This window comes from Planctomycetia bacterium (assembly GCA_034440135.1).
Taxonomy (GTDB): Bacteria; Planctomycetota; Planctomycetia; order Pirellulales; family JALHLM01; genus JALHLM01.
In genome coordinates, this window is the sequence record JAWXBP010000107.1 from 1 (window position 1) to 6,633 (window position 6,633).

6 protein-coding genes and 1 tRNA gene are annotated in these 6,633 nt (G+C 58.0%); 1 reads left to right on the top strand and 6 read right to left on the bottom strand.

The window, feature by feature from the left end:
* Window positions 1-137: 137 nt before the first annotated feature.
* A complete protein-coding gene (locus tag SGJ19_06170) occupies window positions 138-926 on the bottom strand; it encodes a sulfite exporter TauE/SafE family protein (GenBank protein ID MDZ4779819.1) in 789 nt (262 codons plus the stop codon).
* 123 nt (window positions 927-1,049) lie between these two features.
* On the opposite strand from SGJ19_06170, the gene SGJ19_06175 reads away from it, so the two are divergent.
* Window positions 1,050-1,131, top strand: a tRNA-Ser gene (locus SGJ19_06175).
* A 291-nt stretch (window positions 1,132-1,422) separates the two neighbouring features.
* On the opposite strand, the gene SGJ19_06180 is transcribed toward SGJ19_06175, so the two are convergent.
* From SGJ19_06180 to SGJ19_06200, 5 genes are all read right to left on the bottom strand, one after another.
* Complete coding sequence (locus tag SGJ19_06180; protein ID MDZ4779820.1) at window positions 1,423-5,070, bottom strand: hypothetical protein; 3,648 nt, start codon at window positions 5,068-5,070, stop codon at window positions 1,423-1,425.
* Window positions 5,071-5,122: 52 nt separating this feature from the next.
* Entirely contained in the window at window positions 5,123-5,254 is a 132-nt protein-coding gene (locus SGJ19_06185; protein MDZ4779821.1) for a hypothetical protein, read from the bottom strand.
* Window positions 5,255-5,306: 52 nt separating this feature from the next.
* Complete coding sequence (locus SGJ19_06190; protein ID MDZ4779822.1) at window positions 5,307-6,140, bottom strand: site-specific integrase; 834 nt, start codon at window positions 6,138-6,140, stop codon at window positions 5,307-5,309.
* On the bottom strand, window positions 6,133-6,435 hold the full coding sequence (locus SGJ19_06195) for a hypothetical protein (GenBank protein MDZ4779823.1): 303 nt from the start codon (window positions 6,433-6,435) through the stop codon (window positions 6,133-6,135). The genes SGJ19_06190 and SGJ19_06195 overlap by 8 nt, the downstream gene beginning before the upstream one ends.
* On the bottom strand, window positions 6,435-6,633 hold a 199-nt coding region (locus SGJ19_06200; protein MDZ4779824.1), incomplete at its 5' end, for a hypothetical protein. The genes SGJ19_06195 and SGJ19_06200, both read right to left, overlap by 1 nt.

Sequence of the window (6,633 nt, forward strand, 5' to 3'; positions counted from 1 at the left end):
CGAACTCCGCCTGCGCGCCGAAGCCCGAGGACCCACCGCCAACCGGTAAACGCCCCGACGGTCAGCCCCGACAGACGATGCGCTTCCGTTAACGGTTACCTCCGTGCCCTCCGTGGTGAATCCTCGAAATCACCTCGCTACTTCCAAAAGTAGAAAGCAGCCAGCGAGAACCCGATCACGATCACGCACCAGCGAATGAACGTGCGATTCAGTTTCCGCGCGATACGCGCCGTGCCGTACGCACCCAGGCTAGAGGATACGCACATCATTGCGGCCAACGTCCAATCGACCTGGCCATCCCAGATAAAAATCGCCACGGCCACGCCATTGATCAAACTGCCCAGCACCGCTTTGAGCCCGTTCATGGCGTGGATATCGTTCAAGCCGATCATCGCCAGCGCGCTGAGCATCAAGATGCCGATCCCTGCGCCGAAATAGCCTCCATAAACCGCGACGAAGAACTGAAACACCAGCACCGCCGCCAATGTGCCGGCGTGCGGTTGCTCGTGCGGCTTGCCGATGCCGACCCAACGAGCAATATGCGGCTGCAGCGCGAACAGCAGCGCCGCCGTAAAGATTAGCCACGGCACCGCCGCGGCGAACCATTCTTTGGGAAGCTGCGTCAATAACAGCGCCCCGACCAGCCCGCCCAGCAAACTTGGCGCGGCCAACAAAGTGATCCAGCGCCGCAACGGCTGCAAATCTTCGCGATATGCATAAATCGAGCTCAGCGACGCTGGGAACAGCGCCACAGTGCTGGTGGCATTCGCTAAGACTGCGCCCTGCGGACCGAAAAAGGACATCAGCGCCGGAAAGGTCAGCAGCGTGCCGCCCCCCGCCACGGCGTTCATGCCACCGGCCACCGCGGCGCAGAGGCACAAAATTCCATAGTGCAACCAAATCGGCGTGTCAGGCGAAGTAGGCATGAAGCCGACATGGTAGCCGACCAGCCCAGAACCGAAATCCCCGCCCGCGTCGCCTAGCGCGGGACCATGCGGCCACTTTGCAAAGGTCGCGTCCGTGGTCTAAAATCCTAAAAGTCTCGCTCCGGAGGGTAAGCGAATGGTTAGCGGCCACACTGGAAATGTGGTGCCGGGTAACCGGTTGTGGGTTCGAGCCCCATGCCCTCCGCCTGACGTAAGTCCGCGTAACTGAAAGAGTTACGCGGACTTTTTTATTGCTCCGAATGCATGTTGCAGCCCGATTTGTGACGTTTGTGTAGCCAATTTGTAGCCAAATCGGGATGTTCTGCGCAGCGGACGTGCCTGGATAGCGGTGGACGTTGGCGGACGTTCAGTTTTGCCTATAGGGCGTACGTGGGTGGACTTCGGCGAACCTTCATACGTGGAACGGACGCCTATAACGGCCTCCAAAAAGTATGGCCTGTCACGGCTGCCAGGGTGGCTGCCGCGATATGGTGAACTAACTGGCCTCGGTTTCGTTCGGCCGCGTAACACGGCGCGACGAAGAAAGATGAACGACAATTCCGAGTCCGACAATGACCGCTGCTAGTCCAAGTGAAGTCGGCTCGGGAACCGGCGAGACGTCGCCTGACCTGCGAAATCCGAAATGGTTCCGGACCGCGTTGAGGTCTCCGATGCCAACAAGGCCGCTCCCATCGACATCGCCGATCGACCATCCCCCAACTAGGCCGAAGTTGTTGCGAACTAGGTTCAGGTCGGCAACGTCGACGCCTCCGTTCAAATTGACATCGCCGATTGTTGTAGCCAAGACTCCGTCGAGCATTTGGTTCACGTCTTCGAGATCGACTAAGCCATTACCGTCGATATCGGCAAACTCGGAATAGCCTCCGTCGCGGATAGTCGCATTCAACAGATCGAGGTCGATGTCGTTGACCGCACCATCCAGGTTGACGTCGCCGAGATATACGTTGCTGACGAATCCGTCGTCAAATGGAATCGTCGAGTTAGGCGCAGAAAACAGCTCATTGAGATGGACCATCGCGCCATTTACTGCGGCATAGAGATCGATGCCGCCATTGCGGCCGCCGATGAACAGCGCTGACCCGCCCAAGATTTGCAAACCCGCGCCGTCGATCCCGAGCAAGTACATCGCTTCTCCGCCTGTTTCGCCGCGTTGGCCGTTGTCAAGCAAGTCAACCAAATTGAGTCGCGTTCCCTTGTCCGGTGTGCCCACGATGATCTGGCCGAACGCAAAGTTGCCGTCGTTCGTAAGACTGTCAACGGCACCTCCCAGGTCCATTCCCGACGCTTCCACGGCCTGCACGCCTTGTCCGTCAAAATGCAATACTCCAGCGGAGGTCTGCACAAGTCCCGGAATCCGAGTCGCGTTCAGCCAATTGCGATCCAAAGAGATGGATCCATCCCCAACATGTACTGTGCCGCCAGAGATGACGGCTTGCGACAGCTCAAAATGGCCGCCAAGATCGATCCATAACTCGCCCCGATTCATCATCATCGACAGCTTGTTCGCCACGATTTCGCTGCCCTCTCCCTGAATCGAAATATTCGCCAGGTCTTGGCCACTAGTCCAATTGGGAAACTCAAGCCGCCCGTTCGTGCCGGCCGTCAGTCGTGCGTTCAATTGACCGCTGATTACGCCGGGAAACGTCGCGACGCCGTTCACCGCCTCCAAGGAAATCGTGGAAGTCAATCGCGAAAGTCCTGGTAGTTCGGCTGACGCATCCCACACGATCAGATGACTGTCGTGAAATGTGGTCAGATTTGGGATGGAAACGAACGCTGAGTCAGTAATGAGCAAGGTTGAATCGTGCTCCATTGCCTGCAATCGCTGCACAAACGACAAGAGTGGCGATTCGCCGGAAGCATGGAGGGTCGTGCCGTTCAGCCGAACGACCAAGGGTGCATTGAAATCGGCGCCCAACTGAAGATTGAGATTTGAGCCGGCTGGAATCTCCTCCAGGGACGGCAGATCAAGGAGCGCACCTTCGCCCCTCGCCAAGACACGGACAGCCTCCTGACCAAGCGTCGTGATGCGCGGCAAGCTGATTCGGCTGTTGTTGCCGACGGCTTCGAACGTCCACAGATTCTCGGATAGTTGCAGCTCGAGCGAGGCCACGTTCGGTAGAGCGATGACGCCGCCGTCCTGAGCGCTCAGCCATACTCGATGCAGTGACTCAAGGTTGTCGAAGTTGGGACTCGCTCCGTCGAACACCGTGAGATGGCCGCCTCTCAGGAAATGCAGGGCGTGAGTGAGGGTGAATTCGCCATTTCCGCCGATTGCTATTGTGAAGCCGAACAGCTCCTCCCAGCCGGGCGTAAGCAAGTCGCCCTGTTGAAGGAGGATGTTGGCACCAAACGGAAACGACGGGAGAGACGAAAAATCGACGATGGCATTGGGCCCGATGGCGCGGATATCCAGGAATGTCACGGTGGAGACGTCGGCGACATTTCTTAGGTCCAGCACACTATTCTGGCCCGTCGCCCACAGGGGATAGTCACGATATCCGCTCAGACCTTGCGTGAGGCTTGTCAAGGCGGGTAAGCGAAGTTGTCCGCCGTCGGTTGCGATCAGTGGCGAGTCCTGCACTTCGATCACAGCGGAGAAATCCGGATTCGCGCTGCCAATGATTTCGACGCGGCTGTCGAGGAATGACGTCAGATTCTTCGTCACTTCATACTCGCCCGCCCCTTCGATCGTCAGCGATCCACCACGAAAACCGTTGACGCCGTTAAAGCGAAGTTCGCCGCCATGTCGCAAAACAAGATGCGAAGGCGACGTTCCCTCAAGCCGGCTTAAGTCCACAATCGCTCCAGGGCCGGAAACGGTCACATCCAGAGTCGAGACGTTCGCCATAGCAAGGTTGCTTGCGTCGACGACGCTGCCTGTCCCGATCGCCTCGATGAGCAGCCTGGACTTCGGATGCAAAAATCCCTCAATGAAGCCTAGGCGGTGAACGTCGATACGGCTGTTGTCTCCCGAAGCACGGAACACAACGTCTTCGTTGAATACTTGCATCGACTCTAACGCGCCCAGGTCGACGCTTGCGTTGTCTCCGTCCGCTTCAAATGTGAAAGCATATCGCGAAGTCGCGAACGACGGATCCTCGCTAATGGTGCGAAGGACCGGAAACGACACCTTGCTATTGTCGCCCTCCGCGCGAATGTGCCAATTGTCGGGCCTTGTCAAGACGTTTTCAACCAGCGAAGCGAAGTGCAGTTGAGCTCCGTCGGCGGCGATGATAGAAGACGCGTAAAGTCGCTGCACGTTGCCGAAATCGGGTGATGCGCCGCCTCGCATCGTGATGTTCGCCCCATAGATGGACGTCAATTGGCGCAGGAACTGGTAGTCGCCGGCTCCCGTGAGCGAAACATCGGCGAATCGAAGTTCGGAGATCGGTGCAAGAATGTCCCCTCCATTCGAAAGCTCTACATCCCACGATACTTCGAAGGACGTAAGATCCGGCATTTCGATCAGCGAGTTCGCACCGTTCGCAACAAACTTAAGGGGTGCCGCTGATACTGTTCTTAGACCGGCAAGTCGGATTCGACTGTTCTCTCCGACGGCTTGGATTGACGAGGGCGCGCCATCGTGATGAATTAGCGAATCGACATTCAGGAAGTTGAGATAGCCGCCCTCTTCTGCCATCAAATGGACTTGTCGAAGCGTCGGCGCGACGGCGGTAAGTAGCGTACCGTCGCCGATGGCGCGCAATGTGGCACCGTTCATGTAGAACGAATTGTCGAGGTTCGATGCGCCTTCGGTTACCGTGAGCGAGCCGCCCGTCAATGCCAGATACTCCGCGCAGTCTAACCGCTGTAGCACTGTATCGCCGACACGGTGAAACACCGTAACGCTCGTTCCCGGGCGATTGATGGATACGTTGTCGGTTGGCCCAGGCAACGCGGGGTTGCTGCTCCAATTGGTTGGCTCGTCCCAATCGCCGTCTGTGTCGAGTAGCCATTCCAGGTTGGCCGCGTTCGACGACGTGGTCAACCGAACCACAATCAAGGCCAACGCCAAGGTCAGTGTAGCGATTTTCTTGAATCGATTCATTTTTCGCAACGCCAGTTCGCCCTTAAAGGTTGATTCGCTATTGATTACCCCGTGCAAGTATGACGTGGGCATGCCGTCGAATCAACAATTGCTGTAACAATTACATAATGGCGACGGTCAGGTGCTACTGTTTGGCGGGCGCGGAGCTTTCCGGAATCTTGTCGCTCAACGGCGCACCTACCGCTTCATCGGTTCTGCCCGTGGTCGTGCGGCCGAAGCCGCACAATTGGCATCCGTCCGGCCAAGCGGATCGCAAGGTTCCGACTCTCCTCGGCGTCGGCGTTATTCGTAACATCGCTCAAGATGCACTATGAATATCGCATCGCCACATCCAGCTTTGCCGCCGCCTCCAGCTGCATCGTCGGCAACACATGTGAGTAAACGTCGAGCGTTACGCTGATCTGCGAGTGACCTAGCCGCTCTTGTACGACCTTCGGGTGAACGCCCGCGGAAAGGAGCAACGTGGCCGACGTGTGGCGAAGATCGTGAAACCGAATTGCCGGCAACCCGGCCTTCTTTAACAGCGGCTTGAAATACTGCTGGTGAAAATGGCTTCGGCGGAGGTGGCCACCACCGTGGTTGCAGAAGACCCACTCCACGCCCGCGTGCCCCTCGACCAACATCGACGACTTGTGCTTCCAGAGCGCCTCTTCCGCAATTTTCGGGAGATCAATCCGTCGTCGCCCCTTGGCGGTCTTGGGCTCGGACAACTGCAATTCCCCGTTAACCTCAGTAAGCGTCCGGCGCACCATGATCGTCGCCGTCGGCAGATCGATATCGTTCCACTGCAACCCGAACAGCTCTCCTAGCCGCATTCCGGTCCCGATTGCCAGGACAAAGATCGCCTCCAGCCGCTCACCGCGGGCACACGCGAGAAACCTCATTACTTGCTCACCGTCTAGGACCTGAATCTCGTTCTTAGCGACACGGGGGCGTTCTACGCTAGCGCAGACGTTATAGGGGATCAAACGCCAAATGGTGGCCTGGCGTAGCGCACGGCGCAACACGGCGAACGTGAGGCGGATCGTTTCGGCGCTTTTCCCCTTCCGTTGCATGGCCGCCATCATGCTCTGCACGTGGACCGGCGTCAGGCTACCCAAACTAACGCCGCCGATTTGCGGCTTGATGTGATTCTTAATCACGGCTGAGTAGTTGGCGAACGTCGAGGGGGCGGACGGCGCTCTTGGCCGAGTCGGCCAGCCAACGGTCCATGAACTCGCCAACTTTCAATCGGCTGACGTTGAGCGTGATCCCGACGGCGACCTTGTTCAGTGCCGCACGGAGCTTGTCCTGGGCGTCCGCCTTGGTGGTGCCGAAGACCGTGCTGCGCTTGCGTCGCCCCTGGGCGTCGTAGCCGGAACTATATGTGGCGCACCACCGCCCGTCCGGGCGCTGGTAAACCGATCCCTCACCATTCCCTCGACGCTTCCTGGCCATCATTTGGTTCCTTTTTCGATGTCCTTCGTCCAGTCCTTCACCGTGGCGAACTGCGTACTCGTTGCCTTCGCGATCTCGGAAAGCGATTTGCCGCTCTTTCGTAACCGTTCCCGAATCGGCATGGTTGTTGGGCGTGGTAGGTTGAGGGGGTGTGCTTGAACTTGTGCTTCCCTCGGTGACGGCCATGTCTCGAACTTC